A 24,544-nucleotide genomic window follows, 5' to 3' on the forward strand; every position below is an offset into this window, starting at 1 on the left:
GTCACAGGTACGACGGGCCGGTCACCCGGTGCCTGAACGTCCACCACACCCACCCCTGCGAGGCCACCAGCAGCGGGATCAGGACGAGGACCACCGGCACCAGCACCGCCCCCGACGACCCTGGCTCCAGCGGCAGCCGGCTCCCGGCCAGCACCCCGACCACCAGCAGCGCGCCGGCCGTCAGCGCGTAGGTGCGGCCCTCGCCCGCTCCGCCGGACAACACCGTGGCCCGCTCCCGCAACGGCCCGCGCAGCCCCAGCGCCGCGAACGCCAGCCCGTGCACCGCGAACAACGCCGCCACCGCCAGCGCGGCCAGCGACACGAGCGGCCCCTCGATGCCGAGCAGCACCTCGCCGAGCAGCAACCCCCAGCTCAGCGCCAGACCCCAGCTCCCGGCCACGGTCGCGCCGTCCCAGAACGCCTGCCACCGCGCGCCGGGCACTCGCCCCCGCAACCACAGGCCCATGTCCCTGACCACCCACGACAGCAGCAGCGCGACGACCACCACGTAGTTCCCGCTCAGCAGCCGGCCCTCCAGGTCGGGGAAGAGCCCCGCGAGCACCCCGGCCGAGGCCACCAGCCACACCTCGTTGCCGAGGAAGAAGGGCGCGATCGCGGCGATCACCTCGCGCCGCTCACCCGCCGACCGCCCGAGGTAGGGCAGGGCCATGCCGACCCCGATGTCGGCCCCGCCCAGGACGAGGTAGCCGAGCGCGAAGAAGGCCAGGACGAAGATTTCCATGATCGTTCCTCAGAAGGCGGGGACGGCGGGGGCGGCGGTCTCGACCGGGCTGTCGCCGAGCGCCACCGCGCCCGGCCCGCGTCTGGCCGCCCTGGCCAGCAGCCAGTAGTTGACCCCGATCAGCACCGCGAACACCGAGACGAACGCCGTCAGCGACAACCGCATCTGGCCCGCCGTCACCGGCGACATGGCCTCGGACGTCCGCAGCAGCCCGTAGACCACCCAGGGCTGGCGCCCCAGCTCGCGGAAGGTCCACCCGGCGAGCATGGTGACGAACGGCACGGGGATCATCAGCGTCAGCAGCCAGTGCCACGCCCGGAACCTGCGTACGACCGGCCGGAAGAGCATCAGCAGCAGGCTCAGACCCGCCACGACCGTCATCACCACCCAGAGGATCATCATCGTGATCCCGGCCGCCTGCACCCAGCCGGCCGGAGGCAGGTAGTCGCCCGGCCCGTACGCGGCCGCGGCCTCCGCCTGCACGGCGGCCAGCCGCTCGGCGCCGCCGCTCCAGGCCGCGGCCTTGGACGGTTGCAGCGTCGCGAACCCGAGCCCGCCGAACGTCACCGTGACGAACGTGGCCGGCAGCGCGAGGCCGACGCCGATGCGCAACGACTTCCTGAACAGGTCGTGTTCGGCCGTGCGCCGGCGCAGGTGGTAGGCGCTCACCCCGGCCATGAAGAACCCGCCGACGATCATCGCGCCGCCCAGGACGTGGCCGAACGCGACCAGCGCGGCCGGGTTGGCGACCAGCGCCCCGAAGTCGGTGAGCCGCAGCGTGTCGCCGTCGAGGGCGTAGCCGACCGGGTTCTGCAGGAAGCCGTTGGAGATCATGATCCAGAACGCCGAGGCGTAGGCGGTCAGCGTGACGACCCAGATCAGCGCCAGGTGGGCCCAGCGGTTGAGCCGGTTCCAGCCGAAGATCCACAGCCCCAGGAACGTGGACTCGACGAAGAAGGCCACCAGCGTCTCGATCGCCAGCGAGGCGCCGAAGACGTTGCCCGCGTACTCCGTCAGGCCGCTCCACGACAGGCCGAGCTGGAACTCCATGACCAGCCCGGTGACGATGCCCATCGCGTAGTTGATGATGTAGAGCTGGCCCCAGAACCTCGTCATCCGCAGGTGGACGGGGTTGCCGCTGAACGTGGCCCAGGTCTGGACGGCGGCCACCAGCGTCGCCAGGCCGAGCGTCAGCGCGACGAAGAGGAAGTGCGCGCCCGCGGTGAGCGCGAACTGCAGCCGGGCGAGGTCGACGGTGTCCATGCCGAAAGCTTGGCGTTACGGGCTGCTCCGCCGCGTCATGCTCCGGTCTGCAATCCGGCGTACAACCCCGGGTCGAAGATCACTAAAGTCGTACGACTCAGGATGTAAGCCAGCCCGGCGTGATCATCCCGGCCTCGTAGGCGATGATCACGAGCTGGGCCCTGTCGCGCACGCCGAGCTTGGTCATGATGCGGCTGACGTGCGTCTTCGCCGTGGCGGGGCTGAGCACGAGCCGGGCGGCGATCTCGTCGTTGGACAGCCCGGCCGCCACCAGGCCCATGACCTCGCGTTCGCGTTCGGTGAGCGCGTTGAGCTCGGGGCCCGGCTCCGGACGCTTGACGCGGCCGGCGAACTCCGCGATCAGCCGCCGCGTCACCGAGGGCGAGATCAGCGCGTCGCCCCTGGACACGACCCGGACCGCGTGGATCAGCTCGGCCGGCTCGGTGTCCTTGACCAGGAACCCGCCCGCGCCGGCGCGCAGCGCGCCGTAGACGTAGTCGTCGAGGTCGAAGGTGGTCAGGATGATGACCTTGACGCCGTCGAGCCGCGGATCGCCCGCGATGCGCCGGGTGGCCTCCAGACCGTCGAGCTCGGGCATGCGGATGTCCATGAGCACGACGTCGGGCCGGTGCTCGTGGGCTCCCGCCACGGCCGCCGCGCCGGTGGCGGCCTCGCCGACGACCTCGATGTCGTCCTCGTCGGAGAGGATCGACCGGAACCCGGCTCGTACCAGGGTCTGGTCGTCGGCGAGCAGTACGCGGATCATCGTGCTCCGTTCAGTGGCAGGCGGGCGACGACGCGGAAGCCGCCCTCGGGGCGCGGGCCCGCCTCCAGGTCGCCGCCGAGCGCGGTGGCGCGCTCGCGCATGCCCTGGAGGCCGAAACCGCTGCCATCGGTGTACGTGGCGCCCGGGCCGTCATCATCCACCCGGATCATGATATTTCCGGATGAGTTGCTGACCGTGAGCGTGGCCTTCTTCGTACCGGAATGGCGGGCGACGTTCGTCAGCGACTCCCTGATGATGCGGGCGGCGGCCAGGTCGACCTCGGTCGGCAGCGCGTCGAGCGGCCCGGACAGGTCGGTGGCGACCTCCAGCCCCGACGTCGCCACCAGCTCCGGCACCCGCGCCAGGCTGCCCGCGGGCGCGGTCGGCGCGTCCTCGTCCACCTGGCGCAGTACGCCGAGCGTGGTACGCAGCTCGCGCAGCGTCTCCTTGCTGGTCTCCTTGATCGTCCGCAGCGCGGCCTCGGCCTTCTCCGGACGCTTGGCGAGCCCGTGCAGCGCGGCCGACGCCTGCACGTTGATCATGGAGATGTTGTGCCCGAGCACGTCGTGCAGCTCCCTGGCGATGCGCAGCCGCTCCTCGCTCTCGCGCCGCCTGGCCTCCTCCTCCTTGGAGTGCTCGGCGTCCAGCGCGCGCTGCTGCGCCTCCAGCAGGTACGCCCGCCGGTTCCTGGTGACCCCGCCGAACGCGATCGCCGCCACCACCCAGCCGGTGATCGCGCCGAACATGCTGTCGTCCACGTGCCGGACCCCGCGGGCCTCGCCGAACCCCATGGCCAGCAACACCGCGGCCCCGGTGGCGATGGCGGCGACCAGCCTGCCCTGGTCCGCGGCGGTGTAGAGGGCCACGAACACCAGGACGATCAGGGGCCCGTCAAGCCGGGCGAACGGGTAGTAGACCGACACCGACACGACGACCACGATCAGCGACGCGACCGGGAGGCGCCGCCGCAACATCAGCGCGCCGCACGAGACGACCGGCAGCACCACATCGAGCACGTTGGGGGTCCGGCCGCTGGTGAACGCGGCGACCAGCGTGCCGGCCAGCACCACGGCGACCACCACGAGTGACACCGTGGTGCTCGCCGACAACCTGCGCATGTGCTCCATTCTGTATGGTCACGCGGCTGATGGGGTAGTTGGTCGGGATGAGTACAAAGGATGAGCTCCGGCAGGTCGAAGCGGACCTGGCCCGGCTGAAGGCGGAGAACCAGGAGGTGCGCGACCAGGTGGGCGACATGGGCGCGACCGACCAGATCGAGATCTCGGCCATGATCGCCCAGGCCGACGAGCAGTCCGAGCTGATCGCCGAGCTCGAACGGCGCCGTGCCGATCTGGAGAGGCGGGTCAAGGAAGAGGGGTGAGGGTCAGCGGCGCAGCGCCGCGCCCACCTCGTGCAGGTGGCGCAGGGCCTGGCCGTAGGAGTCGAAGAGCCCGGTCTGCAGGTAGCTGACGCCGACCTCGGCGCAGTAACGCTCGACGATGGGCTGCGCCTTGCGCAGGTTGGGCGCGGGCATGTTCGGGAACAGGTGGTGCTCGATCTGGTAGTTGAGCTGGCCGAGCGCCACGTCGGTGAACAGGCCGCCCCTGACGTTGCGGGAGGTCAGCACCTGCTTGCGGAGGAAGTCCAGCTTGTCGTTCTTGGTCAGGACGGGCATGCCCTTGTGGTTGGGCGCGAACGTCGAGCCCAGGTAGAGGCCGAACAGCCCCTGATGGACGACCAGGAACACCAGGGCCTTGCCGAACGGCAGCACGGTGAAGACCGCGCCGAAGTAGAGCACGACGTGCCCGGTCAGCAGCACCAGCTCCATCCACGGCCGCTTGGTCGCGGGCGCGAGCAGCGCCTTGAAGCTGGCCACGTGCAGGTGCCAGGCCTCCAGGGTGAGCAGCGGGAAGAACCAGAACGCCTGGTGTCTGGCGAGGAAGCGGGGCAGGCCGCTGCTGCGCTCCACCTGTTCGGTCGACCAGACGATGACCGCGGGCGAGACGTCGGGGTCGTGGTCCTCGTGGTTGGGGTTGGCGTGGTGGCGGTTGTGCTTGCTGGTCCACCATCCCCAGCCCAGGCCGATGCCGAGGTTGCCCAGAAGCAGCCCGGTCACGTCGCTCGGCCGCCGCGTCCTGAACACCTGCCGGTGGCCCAGGTCGTGGGAGACGAAGCCGATCTGCGCGAAGACCACGGCCAGCGCCACCGCGACGAGGAGTTGCCACCACGAGTCGCCCACCCAGGCGAACAGCGCCCAGCAACCGAGGTACGCGACGACGACGATGCTGAGCCGCACCGCGTAATAAACGGGACGCCGGTCGAGGAGACCGGCGTCCGAGATTCGGCGGGCTAGTCGGGCGAAGTCACTGCCCCGGGTGTCGACCACACTTGGATTGGCCACAGATCTCCTCACATTGCGGTGAAAGTTGCCACAACCCTGGCGTATTCGCCGCGAAACCGGAAGGTGTTCTGTGCTCATCCGGACTGCCGCGAACCAGGGGTTTCGTCGTCGGTTCCGCGGCCCCTTCCCCGACCTTACGTGCGGTGACGGGATGCCGTGCGCAGGACGCTCTCAGGCGAGCAGTCCGAGCGCGTGTCGCTCCGGGGACGGCAGCGCGGCTCCCCTGGTCAGGGCGTCGTGGAAGGCGTCCGGGCCGAGCGCGGACCGGCACCGCCCGTCCAGCGCGGCCAGCAGGGGATCGGCGGAGTCGCCGACGCCGCGCAGCGCGCGGGCCGCGCCGAGCAGCTCGGCCGCCGCCCGGGGCCGCAGGTGCTCGGCCACGCCTTCGAGCACGGTCGCGCGGGCCGTCCGGTCACCGCAGGTCTCCATCAGCTCCAGAGCCGCGCGCAGCGGCGGCCCCGGCTCCGCCACACGGGCCAGCTCGACGTGCATGAACGCCCTGAACTGCGCCGGCCCCTCCCCGCTGCCGAGCGACAGCGCCCGGTCGAGCAGCCGGGCCGCCCGCGCCCTGTCGCCGGTACGCCGGGCCAGCTCGGCACGGGCGTGCAGGACCCTGGCCTGGGTCACGGCGTCGTCGGCCCGCAGCGCCGATGACCACGCCTCCTCCAGCGTGGCCGCGGCCCCCTCGTGGTCGCCCGCCCGCGCCCTGAGCTGGCCCAGCCGCAGCAGGAACGTCATCGGGCCGAGCGGCGCGTCCAGCCCCGACAACTCGGTGGCCAGGCGTCCGGGCTCCTCGGCCAGGGCGAGCGCGGCGGCGAAGTCGCCCCGGTTCTCGGCGACCAGCGAGAGCCAGTAGAGCGCGGCCCACTGGCCCCAGCGGTCGCCGGTGCGGCGGAAGCCGTCGAGCGCCGGGCCGAGCAGGTCCTCGGCGCCGGCCACCGCGCCGTACTCGAACCGGACGATGCCGCCGACCAGCAGCGCGGCCGAGCGCGTCCACGGGTCGGGGGAGTCGCGCAGGCGTTCGACGGTGTGCTCGGTGAGCTCGACGACGTCGCCGGGCGGGCGTTGCGCGCCGCTCATGGCCCAGAAGTTGAGCGCGGCCGGATGGTCGGAGTCGAGCACGGCCGGGGACGGCTCGCCGCCCGTGAGCACCCGGCACAGCCCGTGCGCCAGCTCGCGCCCCGGCGGGGGCACCTCGCCGGTACGGCGCAACACGGCCGCCGCCTGCTCGCTCATCTCCCGCCGCCGCCCGCGCATGATCCACGGCCAGAACCGGGGCAGCACCAGCCTGAGCGGGTCGTCGGAGTGACGCAGGGCGGCGTCGAGGTTGTCCTGCTCGGCGTCCAGCACCTCCAGCCACGCGAGTTGCTCGCCCGTACGCAGGTGGGGCTCGGCGGTCTCGGCCAGCCGCGTGTAGTAGCCGGCGTGGGCCTGCCTGAGGGCGGGCAGGTCGGCGGCGGCGTACTGCCTGATGGTGGCCAGCATCACGTAGCGGTCGCCGGAGACGGAGATGAGCGACTTGTCCACGAGCGAGGCGAGATCGTCAGGGTCGCCGCCGCAGATCTCCGCGACGGCCTCGTACGTCGCGCCGCCGGAGAAGACCGTCAGCCCGCGCAGCAGCTCGCGCTCGCGCGCCGACAACAGGTTCCAGCTCCAGTCGATGACGTCGCGCAGCGTGCGGTGACGCGGCTCCGACGTACGGCCCCCGCGGAAGGCCAGCCGGTCGCCGAGCTGCCGGACCAGTACGGACACCGGCATCGTACGCAGCCGGGCGGCGGCCAGCTCGATCGCCAGCGGGATGCCGTCGAGCTCGCCGCAGATGCGCGCCGCGTCCGCCTCGCCCAGCCCAAGCCCCGGCCTGGCCGCCGCGGCCCGCTCCCTGAGCAGCTCGACGGCCTCGGGCAGCGGCCGCACCGGGTGCAGCGTCTCGCCGGGGACGTCGAGCGGCTCCCTGCTGGTGGCCAGGACGCGCAGCCCGGAGACCTCCGACAGCAGCCACCGCGCGACCACGGCGGCCTCCTCGACGACGTGCTCGCAGTTGTCCAGGACGATGAGGGGCGAGGTGCCGCGCAGCGCACATATCACGTCGGTCGTTCTCAGCACGCTCTCGACGGCCGCCCGCACCCCGGCGGCGGAGGCCAGCTCGACCAGCCACACCCCGTCCGGCACGTCGAGCGCCGACGCCGCCTCCACGGCCAGGCGGGTCTTGCCCACGCCGCCGGGGCCGACGAGCGTGACCAGCCGCGCGTCCTGGCCGCCCAGCAGCTCCCGGAGCCTCGCGACGTCGCCGGAACGGCCGACGAAACTCGTGAGCCGGGCGGGCAGGTTGCCCCGCGGTGCGGGAGCGGGCTCCCGCACCGCCGCCAGATGGGCTTCGCGCAGCTCGGGGCCGGGGTCGACGCCCAGCTCCGCGGCGAGATCGGCCCTGATGCGCTCGAAGACCTTCAGTGCCTCGCCCCGCCGCCCCCGCGCCACCAACGCCCGCATGAGCAGGGCATGGAACGGCTCCCGCAGCCGATGCGCCGCGACCAGCCCCTCCAACTCGGCCACCAACCCCGGCCCGCCGCCCTCCGACACGCCCCCCTGCTCGGCCACCAGCCCCGGCCCGCCGCCCTCGCCCTCCTGCTCGGTCGTCAGGTCGGCGGCGATCGCGGTGGCGAGGGCCGTGAGGCGCAGTTCCTCCAGGCGGGCCGCGGGCGCGGCGGCGAACTGCAGACCGGCCGCGTCCGCCAGCGCGGGCCCGCGCCAGAGCGCCAGCGCGCCGCGCGGGTCACCGGCCCGTACCAGCCGTTCGAACGCCCACGAGTCCACCTCGGCGGGCGGCACGTCCAGCAGGTAGCCCGCGGGATGGGAGGCGATCAGCCCGGGGGCCTCCCGGCGGGCCCGCGACACCAGGGACTGCAACGCGGCCGTCGGATGCGCGGGCGGCTCGCCGGGCCACAGGTCGTCGATCAGCCGGTCGGCCGTCACCACCCGGCCGGGGTCGAGCGCCAGCCGTACGAACAGGGCGCGTACGCGGGCGCCGCCGATCTCGGCCCCAGCCACCTGGAGCGGCCCCAGAACCCCGATCCGCATGCCCCTACCGTACGCACCGTACGGACCGGGCAGCGCCCGGCGTCACGGGCAGCGTACGATCATGCCCGCGTACGACAGGTTCCCGCCGAATCCGAACAACAACATCGGCGCGCCCTTCGCCACCTCACCCCGTTCGAGCAGCTTCGACAGGGCGAGCGGCACGCTGGCGGCCGAGGTGTTCCCCGACTCCACCACGTCCCGCGCGACGATCGCGTTGACCGCGCCGAGCCTGCGGGCGAGGGGCTCGACGATGCGCAGGTTCGCCTGGTGCAGCACCACGGCGGCCAGTTCCTCCGGCCGGACCCCGCCGCGCTCGCACACCTGCCGCGCGATGTCGGGAAGCCGCGTCGTGGCCCAGCGGTAGACGGTCTGCCCGTCCTGCGCGAACCGGGCCGGTTCGCCCTCGATCCGCACCGCGTCCCCCAGCTCGGGCGCCGAACCCCAGAGGACGGGACCGATCTCCGCCTCGGCGGCGGCGCCGACCACGACCGCGCCCGCGCCGTCGCCGGTCAGCACGCAGGTGGTCCGGTCGGTCCAGTCGGTGACGGCCGTCATCCGGTCCGCGCCCACGACCAGGGCGTTCGTGGCGGCGCCGGCCCGGATGGCGTGGTCGGCCAGCGCCAGCGCGTGGGTGAAGCCGGAGCAGGAGACGCCGACGTCCATCAGGGCGCCGCCGGGCACGCCCAGCCGGGCGGCGACGCGGGAGGCGACGTTCGGCGCGCGTTCGGTCTGCGTGCAGGTGGCGACGAGGACGAGATCGACGGCGGCCGGGTCGAGGCCGCTCGCGGCCAGGGCCTTGGCGGCGGCGTGCGTGGCCAGGTCGGTCACGCTCTCGTCGGGACCGGCCACGTGCCTGGTACGGATCCCGACCCGCTGTCTGATCCATTCGTCGCTGGTGTCCACCATGGCGGCCAGCTCGTCGTTGGTCAGGATCGTGGCGGGCTGGTGGTGACCGGTGGCGAGGATGCGGGATCCGTTCATGCGGCCGGACTATAGCAACCGAACGTTCGGACGCTAAAGTGCCCGCATGCGCAAGTCCGCCGCCGAAGCACTCGGCACCCGTACGGCGATCCTGGAGCGCTCGGTCGCCATCGCCTCCGCCGAAGGGCTCGAAGGGCTGACCATCGGCCGGCTGGCCTTCGAGCTGGAGATGAGCAAGTCCGGCGTGATCGGGCACTTCGGGACGAAGGAGGCGTTGCAGCTCGCCGTACTCGGGCGGGCGGGGGAGATCTTCCGCGCCGAGGTGTGGGCGCCCGCGATCCCCGCCGAGCCGGGCCTGCCCAGGCTGCGCGTGCTCTGCGAGGCGTGGATCTCCTACCTCGAACGCGAGGTCTTCCCGGGCGGCTGCTTCTTCGTGGCCGCCTCCCACGAGTTCGACGGGCGCGCGGGAGCCGTCCGGGACGCGGTCGTGTCGCTGTTCGACGCCTGGCGCGGGCGGCTGCGCAAGGAGGCGGGCCGCGCGGCGGACGCGGGCGACCTGCCGCCCGGCACCGACCCCGACCAGCTCGTGTTCGAGCTACTCGGGCTGCTCATGGCGACGAACCACGCCATCCAGCTCCATCGCGACCCGATGGCCCCGGAACGGGCGCGGCGGGCCGTACGGGCCCGGCTCGGCGGTTGAACGCGCGCGGGCTAGCTCGCCGCGAGGCGGTCGAACAGGTCGAGCGCCGCCTGCCGCACCTCCGCGGGGGACAACCCGTCAAGGGCCTGCCGCGCGTCGGCGATGTCACGCGTCGTGGCCAGCGTGATCGCCACGGACGAGGCCGCGGCACGGTCGATCGATCCCGTCGGGGCGGCGTCGGCCAGCTGCTGGGCGCTCGCGGCGAGGTCGAGGTTGTCTCTCAACGGATCTCCTCGGATGAAGTCTGCTCCGTCCATTCCATCACTTTGCGTCGTCCCACATCCATCATTCGTTGAATTCGGGACGTTACGCCCGTAGCGGGTCGTGTCCGACGGACATCAGCTCGCGCCGCGAGTCGTCGTCCGTACGGTCGCCCATGGTCTCGACCAGTTCGATCACCTGGCGCATCACGTCCAGGTCGGTCTTGGTCAGGTCGCCCTTCCGCTTGCTCAGGACGTGCAGCACGCCCCGGCCCAGCTCGTCGATGCCCATGTCGGGGTCGGGCGGGAAGCCCTCCTCGTCCGAGGCCTCGGCCAGCAGGTAGCCGCGCAGCTCCTCGGAGTTCATGTTGACCGCGCGATGGAACTCGTTCCAGAGCGTGTTCGTGTCGAAACCCTCAGTCATATGGGCCGCTTACCCGCCCGGACCTCGCGTTACGCCCCGGGAACGGTCAGCCCCGACTCGTACGCCGCGATCACCGCCTGCACCCGGTCCCGCAGGCCCATTTTGCTCAGCACATTGCTGACGTGCGTCTTCACGGTGTGCTCGCTGACCACCATGGCCTCGGCGATCTCCGCGTTGGACAGCCCGCGCGCGATCAGCTGCAGCGTCTCGCGTTCGCGGGCGGTCAGCGACTCCAGCGTCCGGGCCGGGGTGCCCGCCGCCACGGGCCTGGAGGTGAACTCGGCGATCAACCTCCTGGTCACGGTCGGAGCCAGCAGCGACTCGCCCGCGGCCACCACGCGCACCGCGCTCACCAGGTCGTCCCGTCGCACGTCCTTCAGCAGGAACCCGCTCGCGCCCGCCCGCAGCGCGTCGAACACGTAGTCGTCCAGGTCGAACGTGGTCAGCATCAGCACCCGGCAGCCGGTCTCGGCGCACACGATCCTGGCCGCCTCGATGCCGTCCATCCTGGGCATGCGGATGTCGAGCAGCAGCACGTCGGGCTCGTGGGCCCGTACGGCGGCGACGGCCTCGACCCCGTCGCTCGCCTCGGCCACCACGGAGATGTCGGGCTGGGCGTCGAGGATCATCGCGAACCCGCCCCTGACCAGCTCCTGGTCGTCGGCCACCACGACGCGCACGCTCATCGGCCGGCCCCCAGCGGCAGCCGCGCCGACACCGCGAAGCCGGGGCCGTCCGTGCGCGGGCCGGCGGTCGCGCTGCCGCCGCACGCAGCGGCGCGCTCGCGCAGGCCGATCAGCCCGTTGCCACCCGAGGGCAGCGCCCGGCCGCCGCCGCGGCCGTTGTCCGTGACGTCGATCATCAGGTGGTCGTCCTCCCAGGTGAGCCGGATCTCGGCGTGGTCGGCGCCGGAGTGCTTGACGATGTTGGTGAGTGCTTCCTGCGTGATGCGGTAGGCGGCCACCGCGCTGTCGGGGCCGATCGCGCGCGGCTCGCCCGACTCGGCGAACCGCACGTCGAGGCCCGTTCCGGCCACCTGCCCGGCCAGCGCGGGCAGGTCCGCGAGGGTCGGCTGCGGCGCCCGCGGCGCCTCCGGCTCATCCTCCTTCAGTACGCCGAGCATGCGGCGGAGCTGCACCATCGCGTCGCGTCCCGCGGCGGCGATGGCGTCGAAGGCGGCCTCGGCCCTGGCCGGGTTGCTGCGTACGACGACGGGCCCCGCCTCGGCCTGGACCACCATGAGACTCACCGCGTGGGCCAGGATGTCGTGCATGTCCCGGGCGATCCTGGCTCGCTCACGTTCGGCCGCGCGCTCGGCTTCCAACTGACGCTCCTTCTCCAGCCGGGCCGCCCGCTCGGCCAGCTCGGCGGCATGGGCGCGGGACGTGGCCGCGGCCCTGCCGATGGCGTACGCGGCGGTGAACAGGGCGACCCCGCGCATCGCGGTCTCCCATGACCCTACGAAGGCCAGGCCGCCGACGAGGGTCGCGACGAGCATGATGATCCGGGGCAGGCGGGGGCTGCAGGCCGCGACCGTGTAGAACGCGACGAGGGCGCCGTACCAGACGGGCTGGCGGGCGACGTTGTCGGACAGGTCGTAGAGCGCGCCCGCCGACAGGCTGGTGATCAGCATGGCCACCGGCCACCTGCGCCGCCAGATGAGGGGGAGCGAGGCGCCGATCGCGCTCGCGTAGCCCCACCAGTCCCATCTGCCGCCGTACGGGTCGAGGCTGGAGGCTAGCGGCCAGACCTGGACGACGACGATCAACAGGGCGAGCGCCCCGTCCACCCAGAGGTGGGGGAGCGCTCGGAGCCTGCGACGAAGTAGGTCGATAAGCGTCAGATCGGACACGGGGTCCCATTGTTCCTCACGCATGGACGAGCGTGTGCCGGGCACCGGACTTGGCCTGGCGGCGGGCCAGCGGCCAGAACGCCACCAGCATGATGACGGCGCCGACCGGGATCAGGTCCAGGCTGACGAGGGGGACGACGACGTTGAGCAGGACGAGGACCGGCATCCAGGGCTTGACCTGCCGGCGGACGGCGAGGTGGATCACCAGGGCGAGCTGGGCGAGGTAGAACAGGGCCGGGCCGACGGAGTAGACGGCCGGCGACACTCCCGGGACCGCTTGGATCTGCTCCCACAGCACTGACATCGCGTCGTGGTCGGCGGACATGAACCCTACGACGATGTCGATCGCGAACTGGGCGAACGCGCACACGATGCCGACCAGTCCGATCACGAGACTGGTGGTGGCGATGCGGTTGCGGTCGAGCATCCGCCACATATCCCGAAATATCACGATGAACAGGATGAGAGCGGCTGAAAAGGCGAGATGGCCGGTTGTCCAGGCCAATCCGGGCCCTCGGGTTCCGTCGAAGCCGTCGGCGATCCGGATGAGGCCGTACGCCAGGACGAGCAGCGGGGCGGCGATGTAAGCGCTTCGGGTGTTCATCGGGGGTTCTCCTCAGTGGGTGGTGCGATGCACTTATCCTGCGGTTTTCCGCTCCCGATGTGATCGCCGTGCCGAGCGATCCTCCGCCTCGCTCTCAAGAGGGATGCCGCTCACTCCCTGGGGCGGCCCCGGCCGGCAATCCTTGACAATTGAACTTGTCGGTGAAACCCTCAGCCGCACTACAGCCCGAGGCCGTGACAGGGAGACAGGCATGCCGCACGAGTTCGAGATCCGCCACGAGATCCCGCTGGACGCCGCTCCGGACGTGGTCTGGCGGGCCATCGCGGAGGGGCCGGGCATCGACTCGTGGTTCATGGGCCGTACCGAACTCGAACCGCGCGTGGGCGGCACGGGCACGCAGACCTTCGGCACCGACGAGGCCACCGAGTCGGTGGTGACCGCCTGGGAGCCCGGCAGACGCCTGGCCCACCGAGGTGTGGAGAACCCCGACGGCACCTTCATGGCCTTCGAGTACCTCCTGGAAGGCCGCGGCTCGGCCAGCACGGTGCTCCGCTTCGTCCACAGCGGCTTCCTCGGCGACGACTGGGAGTCCGAGTACGACGACCTCCAGCGCGGCGACCTCCAGTACCTGTACAAGCTGGCCGTCTACCTCAAGCACTTCCCCGGCAGGATCTCCGCCCACAACCTGTTCCTGGTCGCCCCGAACGCGACGGAGGAACGCTTCTGGGCCGCGCTCGGCGCCGCGCTCGGCCTCGCCGGACGGCCGGTGGCGGGGGAGAAGGTGACGGTCGCGATCGCGGGGCGCGAGCCGGAGCCCGGGGTCGTGGAGTGGGTGACGGACCCCGGCACGTTCGTGGCCGTCCGCACGGACGACGGCCTCTACATGTTCATCCAGGCCCGCGGCGCGGCGGTGGTGGAACATCACGCGTACACGCCGGTGGACGGCGCCGCCCTGGAGGCGGCCTGGCGCGACTGGCTCGCCCTCGCCTTCGCCTGACCTCGCCTTTGCCTGACCCCGCCGCCTTCCCGGCCGTGCCGTTCAGGCGATGCCGGCGGCGAGCTTGGCGACGGCGTCCTCGACGCGCCGCTGCCTGGTCTCCGGCTTCTTCGCGCCCTCGACCAGCAGCACGTAACGCCGCTTGCGTGAGTACGACAGCCCGTCGAAGAACGTCCGGGCGGCCGGGACCAGGTCGAGCGCCTTGGCCAGGTCGGCGGGCACCGCGACCTCCCGGGGCGCGGTGTCCGGCTCGACCTCGACCGCCACCGTGTCCCCGGCCGCCACCCCCGCCTCCTCCCGGTTGGCCGCGCTGAGCGGGATCATGAACCGCCCGCCCATGGGCGCGATGGTGCTGCGGTAGGTGAAGCCGTTCAGGGTGACGGTCACGGCCGGGCGTCGCCCGGCGCCCAGCCCCTCGACCACCTCGGGCGGGACCTCCATGCCTGTGGCGGTCTTGCCGTTCAGCTCGATCGTGCAGGTGAACCTCATGCGAAGAACTCCTTCAGTACCGGCGCCAGGGCCTCGGGCTTGACGATGTGGGTCTGTCCGTCGAGCGTGCGGTAGTCGGCCCCGGGCAGGGCCTTCGCCAGCGCGCCGACGGAGTTGCGCATCCACTGCGGGCTCTTGCCGCCGTCGATGACGAGCGCCGGAACGGTCACCGCCGCCCACTCGTCCTCCGGGTACGGCTCGCCCCGCTGGTAGGGGGCGACCAGCGCGGTGTCGTACGGCAGGGTGTGGGCCACGGCCTTGAGCCTGCCCCAGGCGGGCATGAACCGCATCATCGCCACCACGATCGCCGGCAGGTTGACGCCCTCGCGCATGAAGAGCCTGACCGCCTCGGCCCGGCGGTCGCCGGCCGCCAGGGCGCCGAGCCGCCGGACGTAGTCGTCGCCGAGCGCCGGGCGGGTGGAGTCCACCACGAACGGCGGCTCGTACAGGGCCAGCCGCTCGACGGGCAGTCCGTTCGCGACCGCGGCCAGGGCCAGGGCGGCGCCGGAGGAGGTGCCGTACAGGCGGACCCGGCCGCCGGCCTCCTCGGCGAGCGCGGCCAGGTCCTCGATCTCCCGCTCCGGCGCGTACGGCGCGGTGTCGCCGCTCTCGCCCCGCCCTCGCCGGTCGTAGGTGTAGACCGTGAAGTCGGGGGCCAGTGCCGTGGCGAGGTCGCCGTTGATGCTGGAGCCCCGGAAGCTGAGCGCGCCGTCCACGAGGATGACCGCCGGGCCCTGGCCTGCGCGTTCGTATGCGATGGGGGTGCCGTCCGCGGATTTGATCATGCTGCTCATGGTGTCCTCCGTTTCGTGATGCCCACCGTATCTACCGACAAAAATATTTGTCAAGGATTATCTTGGGTGGGGATGTACTCATGCGTGCACCTTCGCGCTCTTACCGGGTGGAGTCGTCCCGAGCGCGGGGGACGCTGGGGCGGCTCCCGTGTCGCGTGCCGCGATGAGGAGGGGACGGCACGTGCCGTGGACGAGGACGCGCGGTCTGCCAGCCGCCCGCCCGATCCCCGGCACGTGCCGTAAGCACCCCCAGGCCCCGCGCCCGCCCCCGCGCCAGCCCGGGCGCCCACGCCCGCGCCGGACCGGCACCCCGCCCGGAGCCCGATGGGACGCCATGGATGGGCCCGGCGTCGCCGAGGCGGCCCGCGTGGCCTTCGCCTCCGGGGTGAACGCGGTCGTCGCCGCTGCGCCGATCCTGCGTGGGGCGATGTGAGGTCAGGCGGGCGTCGGGCCCGAGTTGCCGCGCGGGATGGGAACGAGCGCCCGGCCCCCGAAGGGCGGCACGCCCTCACCCTCGATCAAGGCAAGCAACCGCTCCGCCGCGTGTCCGCCGTGAGGCCGGGACGTCAAGCCGCCGGAGGAGTGACCGTTCAGGCCGCGTGCCAGGGGCGGGTGGGCTCGGTCTGCTTGGCGGCGTCCGCCACCCGCACCGCGAACGTCGGACGCTCGGCTCCGGGCACCGGCCCGAGGTAGGCGTGGCCGGTCAGGTGGCACCAGGCGGGCAGGTCGACGGGCGCGGCCGGGTCGGTGGCGATCAGGTGGATCACGGCGCCGGGACCGGCGCGCAGCACGTGCCCGCGCAGCTCGATGAGCAGTTGGACGCACATCTTGTCGCCGCCGTCGATCACGAGATCAGGTTCGGGCATGCGTATAGGAAACCACGCACCGCCTCGGGGGACGCCGGGCGGCCCTGGCCGCCGAACGGTAACGGCCCGGACACAATGGGCGGATTATCCCATTCCAGGGACCATAATCCTGTTCAAGTGTCGGGGGAGGCGGTGATGAGATGGCTGGGTTCGCCGAGATCGCCGAAGAGGCCAAGCTAGCAGAAGGTTCCGGGAACGACCCCGGGCACGGCCCCGGAGGGCGCGGCGTCACGCTCGCGCGGATCGCGGCCGTCGTCATGGCGGTGGCGTCCCCGGTTCTCACGATCGCCGCGCTGCTCCTCTACGCCCACCTGCCGGAGGCGTGGACACCCGACAGGACCGCCACGCCCCAGACGGCCGCCGCCCTGACCTTCCCCGCGGTCGGCGCGTTCCTGATCTTCCACCGGCCCCGGCTGAACATGGCCTGGCTGATGGTCGTGGGCGGGATCGCCGCCGCGGTCAGCGACCTGTCGAGCGCGCTGATGTTCCGCCTGGCCGCCGACGGCGACCTGGCGACGGCCGGGTTCATGCGCTACCCCACGCAGGTCGGGTGGGCGGTGTGCGGCCTGGCGCTCACCATGTTGCTGCCGCTCTACTCGCCCGACGGCCGGCTGCCCTCGCCGCGCTGGCGGTGGGTGTTGCTGCTGGGCGCGTCCTCGCTCGGGCTCGACCTGCTCCGCGCGGTGCTCCGGCCCACCCCGCCCCTCGGGAGCTACCCGTATCCGGCCGTCATCCCCAACCCGCTCCAGGTCCGCGCGCTCGGGCCGTACCTGGAAGGCGTCTCCACGGTCGCCTGGACCGGCATCTACGTCGCCATGGCGCTCACGGCGCTCTCCCTGGCGCTGCGGCTGCGGCGGGCCGACCCGGTCGGCAGGCGGCAGATCGGGTGGCCGCTGTTCGCGTTCGCGGGTTATGTCGTGTTCCTGATCGTGTCCGCGTTCCTGCCCGGGTTCCTATGGCCGAGCGTGGTGTGGGCGGCGCTCATCCCGGTCGCCGTCGCGTTCTCGGTGACGCGCTACCGGCTCTACGGCATCGACACGGTGATCAGCCGGGCCTTCGTCGCGGCCGGGCTCGTGGCCGTGGTGAGCGCGGTCTACTTCGGCGCGGGCGCGCTGTCCAGCCTCGTCGTGTCCGGCTACGACGAGATCGCCGGCATCGCCGCCGCACTGTTCGCCGGCGCGTTCTTCCAGCCGCTGCGGCGCGTGTTGCAACGCGCCGTCGACCACCTCCTGTACGGCAGCGTCGGCGACCCCTCCGTGCTGGCCGAACGCCTGACCCAGGCCGTCCGGCGCGGCGACCCGGCCAAGGCGCTGACCTCGGTGGTGAGCGTGCTGCGCGACGGGCTGGCGGTCGAGGGCGTGGCCGTCGAGGTCGCCGACGGCGAGCCGCGCTACGTCGAGAGCGGCCGCGTGGGCCCCGACCCCCGCGAGGTGCCGCTGGTGTGGCACGGCGAGCTCGTCGGCCGCCTGTTCGTAGGCCCGCCCGGCCCGCGCCGCTTCCCGGCCGCGCACAACGAGCGCGTGCTCACCACGCTCACGCCGTACGCCGCCGACGTCGCGCACGCCGTACGCATGGCCGCCGACCTGCAGCGCTCCCGGGAACGCATCCTGACGGCGCGTGAGGAGGAACGCCGCCGCCTGCGCCGCGACCTGCACGACGGGCTCGGCCAGACCCTCTCGGCGATGGCCATGACCATCAACATGGCCAGGATGAGCCTGAAGAAGTCCCCCGACGCCGCCGACGAACTGCTGCGCGAGCTGCACACCGGCATGGGCGCCGTCACCGACGACATCCGCGAGCTGGTGTACGGCCTGCGCCCGCCCGCGCTCGACGACCTCGGCCTGGCCCGCGCCGTACGGGAGCTGGCCGGGCAGTCCTCCCCGGACACCGAGATCGAGGTGGAGGTCGAGGGCGGCCTGACCGACCTGCCCGCCGCCGTCGAGGTGGCCGTCTACCGGATCGTCCAGGAGGCGCTGACCAACATCCGGCGGCACGCCAGGGCCTCCCGCGCCCGGATCGTGCTCCAGCGGGACTCGGTGCTGCGCGTGCTGGTCGCCGACGACGGACGGGGGTTGCCGGCGACGTACAGCGCGGGCGTGGGCCTCGGCTCCATGCGCGAACGGGCGGCCGAGCTCGGCGGCATCTGCGTCGTCAACAGCGAGCCGGGCGGCGGGACGCGCGTCGAGGTCATGCTCCCCCTGAGCCCCGCCGCCGGCCTCGACACGGCCGCCCCCCTGGACAGGGCCGGCTCCGGACACCGCCCGCACTAGGGACACCCCCAGGGCGGCGTGGGTCAGCGGCGGCGTCGCTTCTGGGCCCCGGTCGTCTTGCCCGGCTTGCGGGGCTTGCGCGGCAGCCGCCCGCGCTCGCCCGGCGGCCGTACGTGCACCCCGCGCCAGCGCTGCAACGCCACGCGCGCGGCCGAGGCCACCCGGGGCGCCGGGTGGTGCTCGATGAGGAAGCGCAACATCGGCGTGGTGTAGGGGTGGTCGCTGCAGGTCATCATGCCGAGCATGCTCAGCACGTCGTCGACCTCCAGGTTTCCGGAGAGCTGGAGGATCGACTCGGCCGGCCCGCCGATCTCCATCGCGGCCACGGTCATGTCGGCGTAGACCCAGGCCACGTCCACCGGGGCGGGCGGGAGGCCGTGGTCCTCCTTCTCCCGCGCCCGGATGAGCGCCCCCAGCCGGGGCACCTCGCGCAGCGCGGCGGCGACGTCGAGACCCGGCCGGCCGAGGTCCTCCAGCAGCACGGTCAGCCCGACGGCCCGGCTCAGCGGGCTGACGTCGAGCAGGACCCCGGCGATCTCCTCGGCGGCCCGCGCGGGATCGCGCGCGCCCAGCCACAGGCGCACCTCCTCGACACGCTCCTCGTCGCTGTACGTGCGAAGGGCCCGCAGCAGCGTGGGGGCGTCGACCCCGGCCGTGGCGCCGTGGACCGGGATGTCCTGCCCGATGAGGGTCCTGAAGAGGTCGAGCGCACTCCAGGTGCCGAGCGGCGTCAGCGACACCGACGAGCCGTCGCGCCTGATCAGCCGCAGCTCCGCCAGCTCGTCGGCCGCCTGGTCGGTCAGCTCGGGGATCTCGGCGACCGGCAGGGCATCGCGATGGCTGAGCAGCATCAGCAGGGTGCTCGTGCCGGGGTCGAGGGCCGCGGGGTCGGCCTCGGGGGCGAACAGCGAGTAGAGGATGTCGCCCCACGTGTCGAGCACCTCGTCGGCGGGCCCCGAGAGCAGGGTCTCGGCCGCGGGGCCGGTCATGGCGGCCCCGTCGCGTACGTCGACGAGCCGGCTGTCCTCCGCCACGCTCCACATCCGCGCCTGCTCCGGCCGGGGAGCCTCCGCGTCACCGGCGGCGGCGGCCATGCGCAGCAGGTCGTGGACGATCGGCGTCGCCCGGACCACGGCCGCGAGATCGTCGGCCGGAAGGAGGCGCACGGGGGGCTGCAGGGTCACGAGCGGCAGCAGGTCGGCCTGATGACGGAAAGGGTCCACGGTGGGTAAGGTTACTGTCTCATTGCGTGACGACGCCTGTCCTTTGACCGGACGGGCGGCCGGAAAACGCGTGGGATTCTGTCGGTGGCCGGTGATAGAAAACGAGTTCGACGTTCACCCGCCCTCGGCCAAGGGGTTTCACCGTGACCACCGGCACTTCGGAGTTCTCCGTCGACGGCCCGCGCTACAACCGGCGCGGCCCGGTCCGCTGGCTCTGGTCCCATCTGCGCCGCCACCCGCTCCCGCTGATCGGCTTCCTCGGCGGCTCGCTGGTGATGGTGGTGCTCAACGCGCTGATCCCGCTGCTCACCGGCTCGGCCTTCGACGCGGTGCTGGGCGGGCGGGGCGAGCCCGCCGCCGCGCTCGGCCTGGTCGCTCTGGCGCTGCTGGCGATCGTGTCGGCCCGCGGCCTGCTCGACCTCGTCGCCCGGATGAGCAGCGAGGTGCTGGCCAAGCGGCTGGAGCGCGACGCCCGCGACGAGCTCTACGTCGGCCTGCTCGGCAAGAGCCAGACCTTCCACAACCGGCAGCGGGTCGGCGACCTGATGGCGCGGGCGGCCAACGACATCCGCCAGCTCTCGATCATGATCAGCCCGGGGGTCGACCTGATCGTCGACTCCGGGCTCACCGGCCTGGTGCCCCTGGTCTTCATCGCCGCGATCGACCCGCGCCTGCTGCTGGTGCCGGTGGTGTTCGGGGTGCTGTTCGTGATCGCGCTCAGACACTACATGGGCCAGCTCAACCCGGTGGCCACCCGCATGCGCGACGAGTTCGGCGACCTCAACGCCGGGCTGAGCCAGGCGGTGCGCGGCATCGAGGTGATCAAGGTGACCGCGCAGGAGGAGCAGGAACGGCGGCGTTTCCGGGCCCTCGCCGGGCTCTACCGCGACTCCTTCGTGCGCAACGGTCTGGTCCAGGCCCGCTACCTGCCCACGCTGCTGTTCGCGTTCGCCATGGCGGGGGCGCTGTGGCACGCGCTCTACCTCCAGGCCGCGGGCGTGCTCACGCTCGGCGACGTGGTGGCGTTCATGGGGCTGATGGGCATGCTCGGCTTCCCGACGCAGATCTCGATCTTCACGTTCTCGCTGGTCCAGATCGGCATCGTGTCCTCGCGCCGGATCCTCGACATCGTCAACGCCGACACCGAGCTGGAGCAGCCGGCCGCCGGGCACGCCGCGCCCATCGGCGGCGAGATCGTCTTCGACGACGTCACGTTCGGCTATGGCGAGGGCGAGCCCGTGCTGCGCGGGGCGACGTTCACCGTGCGGCCGGGGGAGACGGTGGCGATCGTCGGCGAGACCGGGGCGGGCAAGAGCACGCTGACGAAGCTGGTGCCCCGGATCTACGACGTCACCTCGGGCCGGATCCTGGTCGACGGCGTCGACGTACGCGAGTGGGACCTCGACTCGCTGCGTTCCCAGATCTCCACGATCGAGCAGGACATCGTGTTGTTCTCCCGTTCGGTGGCCGAGAACATCGCCTTCGGCCTCGGCCAGCGGGCCGACCGCGCGGCCGTGGTCAAGGCCGCCGAGGACGCGCAGGCCGCCGAGTTCGTGGCCGAGCTCGACGACGGCTACGACACCGTCATCGGCGAGCGCGGCATCACGTTGTCCGGCGGCCAGCGCCAGCGGCTGGCCATCGCGCGGGCGCTGCTGACCGACCCGGCGATCCTGGTGCTCGACGACTCCACCAGCGCCATCGACTCCGCCACCGAAGACCGCATCCAGCAGGCCATCGGCCGCATCCAGGAGGGTCGTACCACCCTGCTGATCACCCACCGGCTCTCCCAGATCCGCTGGGCCGACAAGGTCCTGCTGCTGCGGCGCGGCGAGGTGGCCGCCTTCGGCACCCACGACGAGCTGATCCGCAGCAGTCCCCTCTACCGGCGCATCTTCGCCCACTACGACGAGGTCCCGGTCGGCGACGGCACGCTCGACGAGCAGGAAAGGGTCCACTGATGGGCTTCATCATGGACGGCCTCGACGCCGAGGACTACGACCGCACCTACACCGACCGCGACCTGCTGCGCCGGATCCTGGCCTACTTCCGGCCGAAGCTGGGCGCGATGCTCCTGGTGGCGACCATGATCGTGCTGGTCTCGGCGGCGCAGGCGGCCCTGCCGCTGCTGGCCAGCGAGGGCGTCGACGCGATCCAGGACGGCACGATCGGCGGCGTCGGCTGGCTCCTCGCCGCGGGGATCCTCCTCGCCGGGGCGCTGAGCTGGGCGTTCAACTTCGTCCGCCAGTGGTACAGCGCGCGGGTCACCGGCGACGTCGTGCTCCGCCTGCGCGAGGACGCCTTCGACGCCGTGCTCGAACGCGACCTGTCCTTCTACGACGAGACCCCCTCGGGCCGGATCGTCAGCCGCGTCACCTCCGACACCGACGACTTCGCCACGGTCTCGACCCTGACCATGGACCTGATCAGCCAGGTGCTGATGGTGGGCTTCGTCACGGTCCTGCTGTTCCTGCGCAGCGTCGAGCTCGCGCTGCTGACCCTGCTGGTGGCGCCGATCGTGATGGGCCTCGCGCTGGTGTTCCGGCGCATGGCCAGGTCCAGCACGCGCCGCGCCCAGCGTTCGCTGGGCCGCGTCAACGCCAATCTGCAGGAGACCATGGGCGGCATCGCCGTGGCGAAGAACTTCCGCCAGGAGCGGCAGGTCTACGACGAGTTCCGGCCCATCAACGAGCAGAGCTACCGGGTGACGCTGCGGCAGGGCTTCGTCTTCTCGGCCATCTTCCCCCTGCTGTTCCTCGTGGCCGGGCTCGCGACGGTCGCGCTCGTCCAGTTCGGCGGCACGTCGGTGCTCGGCGGCGGCCTGTCGGCCGGCGACTGGTACCTCTTCCTCCAGGGTGTGTCGCTCTTCTGGATGCCGCTGACCTCCATCGCCGCCTTCTGGTCGCAGTTCCAGCAGGGCCTGTCGGCCTCCGAACGGGTCTTCGCCCTGATCGACGCCCCGCCCCGGGTGTCGCAGACCGGCTCGGCCGACCCGGGCCGGCTGGCCGGGCGCATCGAGTTCGACGACCTCACCTTCGGCTACGACGCGGCCAGCCCCGTGCTCCGCCATTTCGACCTGGCCATCGAGGCGGGCGAGACGGTCGCGCTGGTCGGCCACACCGGCGCCGGGAAGTCCACGCTGGGCAAGCTGATCACCCGGTTCTACGAGTTCCAGGAAGGCCGCCTGCTGATCGACGGCCACGACATCCGCTCGCTCGACCTGGGCGCGTACCGGCGGCAGATCGGCGCGGTGCCGCAGGCGCCGTTCCTGTTCAGCGGCACGGTCGCCGACAACATCCGCTACCCGCGGCCTGAGGCCGGCGAGGACGAGGTGCTGGCCGCGGCGGCCGCGGTCGGCGGCGGCGACTGGATCGAGGCGCTGCCCCACGGGCTGGAGACCGACGTCGGCGAGCACGGCCGGGCCCTGTCCATGGGCCAGCGGCAGCTCGTCGCGCTGGCCCGCCTGCTCATCCAGGACCCGGCGATCGTCGTGCTCGACGAGGCGACGGCCAGCGTCGACCCGCTGACCGAGGCCCAGATCCAGGAGGGGCTCGACGTCGTGCTGGCCGGCCGCACCTCGATCGTCATCGCTCACCGGCTGTCCACGATCGAGCACGTCGACCGCATCATCGTGCTCGACCACGGGCGCATCGTCGAGGAGGGCGGCCACGCCGAGCTGCTGGCCCGCGGCGGCCGCTACTGCCAGGTCTACAACACCTACTTCCGCCACCAGTCGCCCAACTACCGCCCCGACACCGGGTTCGTCGCCGTCGGCGAGCCCTGACGGCCTCACATCACCAGCCGCTGATGCCTGCTGCTGCGCCACTCCACCATGAGCACGGTGGCGTCGTCCTGGAGCCGCCCGTGCTGGTGCTCCAAAATGGCCTGGATCAGCCGCCGCAGCGTCTCGGGCGCCGACAGGCCGTCGGCCTCGTGTCGGATGATGAAGTCGATGAAGCGCTCCAGCCCGAACAGCTCCCCGTCCGGGCTCTGCGCCTCGATGATCCCGTCGGTGTAGAACAGCAGCCGGTCGCCGGGCTGGAGCTGGTAACGCAGCTCTCCGGTGTCCGGCCGCAGCCCGAAGCCCATCGGCGGGTCCGGTTCGCCGGACAGCGTGGCGACCTGCTGGCCCGCGCGGATGACCAGCGGCGGGTGATGGCCCCGGTTCACCCAGTGCAGCCACCCGGTGCCCACGTCGAGGGTGGCCAGGATGCCGGTGGCGAACCGGCCGGTGAACTGCTCGGCGATGGCCGCGTCGATCGCCTCGCCGGTGAGGACGAGATCGGCGCCCTGCCGCCGGTTGTTCCGGGCCGCCCCGACGGCGATGGTGGCCGTCAGCCCGGCGGAGGTGTCGTGGCCCATCGAGTCGAAGACGGACACGTGCAGCTTCCCGCCGTCGACGGCGTAGTCGAAGGCGTCGCCACCCACCGCGTACGCCGGTTCGAGCACGGCGCTGACCACCACCTCGTCGTCGGCGAACGTCCCAGGCGGCAGCAGCGGCACCAGCACCTCGGCCGACAGGGTCATCGGCCGGGCGCGGACCAGCCGCGCGTAGGAGTCGCTGTGCGGGCGCTTGCTGATCACCAGCACCGCGATCAGCGACGCGAGCTGCTTGGCCCGCCACTCCGCGACCTCGCCGCTCTCCACCACCGTCACCCCGAGCACGCCGACCCGCTCGGTGCCGTCGAGGAGCGGCAGCCACAACCGCCTGACCGTGCCGTCGGGCCCGGTCGGCGCCTGGACGACCTGCGCGTTGCGGAAGGCGAGACCGGCCAGCGTGCCGTCGATCCGCAGCGGCACCAGCAGCTCGCCCGAGACGTCCCGCTGCTCCGGGATCGGGATCAGCAGGTGTTGCTGCAGGTCGGTGACATAGATGACGGTGTCGGAGAAGCCCACCAGGGCGGCGTGCTCGGCGACCACCTGCGGCAGGTCCTCCATCGCGGTCAGGTGGTTGGCGGCCAGCATGCCGCCCAGCATCAGCTCGCCGTCACTCCGCATC

23 protein-coding genes are annotated in these 24,544 nt (G+C 72.3%); 6 read left to right on the plus strand and 17 right to left on the minus strand.

The window, feature by feature from the left end; all coding sequences use genetic code 11:
- Position 1 precedes the first annotated feature (1 nt).
- The 4 genes from DMB42_RS48385 to DMB42_RS48400 form a co-directional block, all read right to left on the minus strand.
- On the minus strand, positions 2 to 742 hold the full coding sequence (locus tag DMB42_RS48385) for a cytochrome d ubiquinol oxidase subunit II (protein ID WP_125647580.1): 741 nt from the start codon (positions 740 to 742) through the stop codon (positions 2 to 4).
- 9 nt (positions 743 to 751) lie between these two features.
- Entirely contained in the window at positions 752 to 2,005 is a 1,254-nt protein-coding gene (locus DMB42_RS48390) for a cytochrome ubiquinol oxidase subunit I (protein WP_125647583.1), read from the minus strand.
- A 97-nt stretch (positions 2,006 to 2,102) separates the two neighbouring features.
- Positions 2,103 to 2,771, minus strand: a complete 669-nt coding sequence (locus DMB42_RS48395) for a response regulator transcription factor (protein ID WP_125647586.1) — start codon at positions 2,769 to 2,771, stop codon at positions 2,103 to 2,105.
- A complete protein-coding gene (locus DMB42_RS48400; protein ID WP_260478377.1) occupies positions 2,768 to 3,889 on the minus strand; it encodes a sensor histidine kinase in 1,122 nt (373 codons plus the stop codon). The genes DMB42_RS48395 and DMB42_RS48400 overlap by 4 nt, the downstream gene beginning before the upstream one ends.
- A 47-nt stretch (positions 3,890 to 3,936) precedes the next feature.
- On the opposite strand from DMB42_RS48400, the gene DMB42_RS48405 reads away from it, so the two are divergent.
- Positions 3,937 to 4,152: a hypothetical protein gene (locus DMB42_RS48405; protein ID WP_125647592.1), complete on the plus strand. Its 216-nt coding sequence runs from the start codon at positions 3,937 to 3,939 to the stop codon at positions 4,150 to 4,152.
- Positions 4,153 to 4,155: 3 nt separating this feature from the next.
- Here DMB42_RS48405 and DMB42_RS48410 read toward each other — a convergent pair whose 3' ends face one another.
- The 3 genes from DMB42_RS48410 to DMB42_RS48420 form a co-directional block, all read right to left on the minus strand.
- Positions 4,156 to 5,172 carry an acyl-CoA desaturase gene (locus DMB42_RS48410; protein ID WP_260478378.1) on the minus strand — a complete coding sequence of 339 codons (1,017 nt, stop codon included), beginning with the start codon at positions 5,170 to 5,172 and terminating at the stop codon, positions 4,156 to 4,158.
- Positions 5,173 to 5,343: 171 nt separating this feature from the next.
- Positions 5,344 to 8,247, minus strand: coding sequence for a BTAD domain-containing putative transcriptional regulator (locus tag DMB42_RS48415; RefSeq protein ID WP_125647597.1), 2,904 nt, complete (start codon positions 8,245 to 8,247; stop codon positions 5,344 to 5,346).
- 42 nt (positions 8,248 to 8,289) lie between these two features.
- On the minus strand, positions 8,290 to 9,228 hold the full coding sequence (locus DMB42_RS48420) for a beta-ketoacyl-ACP synthase III (RefSeq protein ID WP_125647600.1): 939 nt from the start codon (positions 9,226 to 9,228) through the stop codon (positions 8,290 to 8,292).
- A 46-nt stretch (positions 9,229 to 9,274) separates the two neighbouring features.
- Between DMB42_RS48420 and DMB42_RS48425 the strand changes: the two genes are divergently transcribed.
- Positions 9,275 to 9,868 (plus strand): TetR/AcrR family transcriptional regulator, encoded by a 594-nt coding sequence (locus tag DMB42_RS48425; RefSeq protein WP_125647603.1) that lies wholly within the window; start codon positions 9,275 to 9,277, stop codon positions 9,866 to 9,868.
- An 11-nt stretch (positions 9,869 to 9,879) separates the two neighbouring features.
- Here DMB42_RS48425 and DMB42_RS48430 read toward each other — a convergent pair whose 3' ends face one another.
- From DMB42_RS48430 to DMB42_RS48450, 5 genes are all read right to left on the minus strand, one after another.
- A complete protein-coding gene (locus tag DMB42_RS48430) occupies positions 9,880 to 10,092 on the minus strand; it encodes a hypothetical protein (protein ID WP_125647606.1) in 213 nt (70 codons plus the stop codon).
- Between the two features lie 82 nt (positions 10,093 to 10,174).
- The gene (locus DMB42_RS48435) at positions 10,175 to 10,492 is read right to left on the minus strand and encodes a DUF3140 domain-containing protein (RefSeq protein ID WP_125647609.1); all 318 of its coding nucleotides are present in this window, start codon (positions 10,490 to 10,492) and stop codon (positions 10,175 to 10,177) included.
- A gap of 29 nt (positions 10,493 to 10,521) precedes the next feature.
- Entirely contained in the window at positions 10,522 to 11,178 is a 657-nt protein-coding gene (locus DMB42_RS48440) for a response regulator transcription factor (RefSeq protein WP_125647612.1), read from the minus strand.
- Positions 11,175 to 12,344: a sensor histidine kinase gene (locus DMB42_RS48445; protein ID WP_125647615.1), complete on the minus strand. Its 1,170-nt coding sequence runs from the start codon at positions 12,342 to 12,344 to the stop codon at positions 11,175 to 11,177. Before DMB42_RS48445 ends, DMB42_RS48440 begins: the two co-directional genes overlap by 4 nt.
- 16 nt (positions 12,345 to 12,360) lie before the next feature.
- A complete protein-coding gene (locus tag DMB42_RS48450) occupies positions 12,361 to 12,948 on the minus strand; it encodes a hypothetical protein (protein ID WP_125647618.1) in 588 nt (195 codons plus the stop codon).
- A gap of 211 nt (positions 12,949 to 13,159) precedes the next feature.
- On the opposite strand from DMB42_RS48450, the gene DMB42_RS48455 reads away from it, so the two are divergent.
- The gene (locus DMB42_RS48455; RefSeq protein ID WP_125647621.1) at positions 13,160 to 13,906 is read left to right on the plus strand and encodes an SRPBCC domain-containing protein; all 747 of its coding nucleotides are present in this window, start codon (positions 13,160 to 13,162) and stop codon (positions 13,904 to 13,906) included.
- 42 nt (positions 13,907 to 13,948) lie between these two features.
- Here the strand turns inward: DMB42_RS48455 and DMB42_RS48460 are convergent, their stop codons facing one another.
- From DMB42_RS48460 to DMB42_RS48470, 3 genes are all read right to left on the minus strand, one after another.
- The gene (locus DMB42_RS48460; protein ID WP_125647624.1) at positions 13,949 to 14,395 is read right to left on the minus strand and encodes a YdeI/OmpD-associated family protein; all 447 of its coding nucleotides are present in this window, start codon (positions 14,393 to 14,395) and stop codon (positions 13,949 to 13,951) included.
- On the minus strand, positions 14,392 to 15,180 hold the full coding sequence (locus tag DMB42_RS48465) for an alpha/beta fold hydrolase (RefSeq protein ID WP_260478379.1): 789 nt from the start codon (positions 15,178 to 15,180) through the stop codon (positions 14,392 to 14,394). Before DMB42_RS48465 ends, DMB42_RS48460 begins: the two co-directional genes overlap by 4 nt.
- A 599-nt stretch (positions 15,181 to 15,779) precedes the next feature.
- On the minus strand, positions 15,780 to 16,055 hold the full coding sequence (locus tag DMB42_RS48470; RefSeq protein ID WP_125647629.1) for a sulfurtransferase TusA family protein: 276 nt from the start codon (positions 16,053 to 16,055) through the stop codon (positions 15,780 to 15,782).
- Positions 16,056 to 16,195: 140 nt separating this feature from the next.
- Here DMB42_RS48470 and DMB42_RS48475 point away from each other — a divergent pair, with 140 nt between their 5' ends.
- Positions 16,196 to 18,325: a sensor histidine kinase gene (locus DMB42_RS48475; RefSeq protein ID WP_125647632.1), complete on the plus strand. Its 2,130-nt coding sequence runs from the start codon at positions 16,196 to 16,198 to the stop codon at positions 18,323 to 18,325.
- A 23-nt stretch (positions 18,326 to 18,348) separates the two neighbouring features.
- On the opposite strand, the gene DMB42_RS48480 is transcribed toward DMB42_RS48475, so the two are convergent.
- Positions 18,349 to 19,548 (minus strand): hypothetical protein, encoded by a 1,200-nt coding sequence (locus DMB42_RS48480; protein WP_125647635.1) that lies wholly within the window; start codon positions 19,546 to 19,548, stop codon positions 18,349 to 18,351.
- 143 nt (positions 19,549 to 19,691) lie between these two features.
- Here DMB42_RS48480 and DMB42_RS48485 point away from each other — a divergent pair, with 143 nt between their 5' ends.
- Positions 19,692 to 21,506, plus strand: a complete 1,815-nt coding sequence (locus tag DMB42_RS48485) for an ABC transporter ATP-binding protein (RefSeq protein ID WP_125647638.1) — start codon at positions 19,692 to 19,694, stop codon at positions 21,504 to 21,506.
- Positions 21,506 to 23,329: an ABC transporter ATP-binding protein gene (locus tag DMB42_RS48490; RefSeq protein ID WP_125647641.1), complete on the plus strand. Its 1,824-nt coding sequence runs from the start codon at positions 21,506 to 21,508 to the stop codon at positions 23,327 to 23,329. Before DMB42_RS48485 ends, DMB42_RS48490 begins: the two co-directional genes overlap by 1 nt.
- A gap of 5 nt (positions 23,330 to 23,334) precedes the next feature.
- On the opposite strand, the gene DMB42_RS48495 is transcribed toward DMB42_RS48490, so the two are convergent.
- Positions 23,335 to 24,543 (minus strand): PP2C family protein-serine/threonine phosphatase, encoded by a 1,209-nt coding sequence (locus DMB42_RS48495; protein WP_125647644.1) that lies wholly within the window; start codon positions 24,541 to 24,543, stop codon positions 23,335 to 23,337.
- Position 24,544 lies beyond the last annotated feature (1 nt).

This window comes from Nonomuraea sp. WAC 01424, assembly GCF_003947315.1.
GTDB lineage: Bacteria > Actinomycetota > Actinomycetes > Streptosporangiales > Streptosporangiaceae > Nonomuraea > Nonomuraea spiralis.

Excerpts from the sequence above, each read along its gene's own strand:
- DMB42_RS48435 (WP_125647609.1), bottom strand. The coding sequence starts at position 10,492 with ATGACTGAGGGTTTCGACACGAACACGCTCTGGAACGAGTTCCATCGC.
- DMB42_RS48395 (WP_125647586.1), bottom strand. The coding sequence starts at position 2,771 with ATGATCCGCGTACTGCTCGCCGACGACCAGACCCTGGTACGAGCCGGG.
- DMB42_RS48440 (WP_125647612.1), bottom strand. The coding sequence starts at position 11,178 with ATGAGCGTGCGCGTCGTGGTGGCCGACGACCAGGAGCTGGTCAGGGGC.
- DMB42_RS48495 (WP_125647644.1), bottom strand. The coding sequence starts at position 24,543 with ATGCGGAGTGACGGCGAGCTGATGCTGGGCGGCATGCTGGCCGCCAAC.
- DMB42_RS48460 (WP_125647624.1), bottom strand. The coding sequence starts at position 14,395 with ATGAGGTTCACCTGCACGATCGAGCTGAACGGCAAGACCGCCACAGGC.
- DMB42_RS48455 (WP_125647621.1), top strand. The coding sequence starts at position 13,160 with ATGCCGCACGAGTTCGAGATCCGCCACGAGATCCCGCTGGACGCCGCT.
- DMB42_RS48425 (WP_125647603.1), top strand. The coding sequence starts at position 9,275 with ATGCGCAAGTCCGCCGCCGAAGCACTCGGCACCCGTACGGCGATCCTG.
- DMB42_RS48405 (WP_125647592.1), top strand. The coding sequence starts at position 3,937 with ATGAGTACAAAGGATGAGCTCCGGCAGGTCGAAGCGGACCTGGCCCGG.
- DMB42_RS48420 (WP_125647600.1), bottom strand. The coding sequence starts at position 9,228 with ATGAACGGATCCCGCATCCTCGCCACCGGTCACCACCAGCCCGCCACG.
- DMB42_RS48385 (WP_125647580.1), bottom strand. The coding sequence starts at position 742 with ATGGAAATCTTCGTCCTGGCCTTCTTCGCGCTCGGCTACCTCGTCCTG.
- DMB42_RS48450 (WP_125647618.1), bottom strand. The coding sequence starts at position 12,948 with ATGAACACCCGAAGCGCTTACATCGCCGCCCCGCTGCTCGTCCTGGCG.
- DMB42_RS48465 (WP_260478379.1), bottom strand. The coding sequence starts at position 15,180 with ATGATCAAATCCGCGGACGGCACCCCCATCGCATACGAACGCGCAGGC.
- DMB42_RS48475 (WP_125647632.1), top strand. The coding sequence starts at position 16,196 with ATGGCTGGGTTCGCCGAGATCGCCGAAGAGGCCAAGCTAGCAGAAGGT.
- DMB42_RS48390 (WP_125647583.1), bottom strand. The coding sequence starts at position 2,005 with ATGGACACCGTCGACCTCGCCCGGCTGCAGTTCGCGCTCACCGCGGGC.
- DMB42_RS48470 (WP_125647629.1), bottom strand. The coding sequence starts at position 16,055 with ATGCCCGAACCTGATCTCGTGATCGACGGCGGCGACAAGATGTGCGTC.
- DMB42_RS48400 (WP_260478377.1), bottom strand. The coding sequence starts at position 3,889 with ATGCGCAGGTTGTCGGCGAGCACCACGGTGTCACTCGTGGTGGTCGCC.
- DMB42_RS48415 (WP_125647597.1), bottom strand. The coding sequence starts at position 8,247 with ATGCGGATCGGGGTTCTGGGGCCGCTCCAGGTGGCTGGGGCCGAGATC.
- DMB42_RS48490 (WP_125647641.1), top strand. The coding sequence starts at position 21,506 with ATGGGCTTCATCATGGACGGCCTCGACGCCGAGGACTACGACCGCACC.